General features: G+C 47.3%; 1 protein-coding gene. It reads left to right on the top strand.

Annotation, left to right across the window (positions count from 1 at the left end):
• Nucleotides 1–485 (top strand): Hsp70 family protein (locus A3751_RS21555; RefSeq protein WP_156492728.1); only part of this gene is annotated, 485 nt, incomplete at its 5' end.
• Between the last annotated feature and the right edge of the window lie 168 nt (nt 486–653).

Genomic DNA, 653 nt, shown 5'->3' with positions numbered 1-653 from the left:
GTATTCTGAATGTGTCGGCGAAGGATAAAGCGACAGGTAAAGAGCAGTCTATCGTGATCAAGGCTTCTTCTGGTCTTTCGGATGATGAGATCAATAACATGGTCAACGATGCGGAAGCGAACGCCGAAGCGGATCGTAAGTTCGAAGAGCTGGTCACTGCGCGTAATCAAGGCGATCAAATGGTGCACGCTACCAAGAAGACGCTAGAAGAAGCGGGTGACAAAGCGACCGCTGAAGAGAAAACCGCTATCGAAACTGCAATTGCAGAGCTTGAAGAAGCATTGAAGGGCGATGACAAAGATGCGATAGAGTCGAAAACTCAGGCATTGACTGAAGCCTCTTCTGGTCTAGCTCAAAAATTGTATGCTGAGCAAGCTGAAGGTGCAGCAGGCGCCGCTCCTGGCGGTGAAGAACAAGCTCAATCACAGTCTGGTGAAGACGTGGTAGATGCGGAGTTTGAAGAAGTAAAAGACGACAAAAAATAAGCGATAGCGCTTAGTCGGCTTGTTCAAGCTGTACGTTAACCTTAACGCGGAAGCATCGACTTCCGCGTTATTGTATCTAGTAAGCTTCTATTTCTGAGGCTGGAAGTGAAGAGAATTGGTGAATGACTCATGTCTAAAAGAGATTTCTACGAAGTCCTAGGCGTCGAA

The organism is Oleiphilus sp. HI0080 (assembly GCF_001635135.1).
Note: the sequence above shows the minus strand (reverse complement) of the source record. Positions and strands in the feature narration are given on the sequence as shown.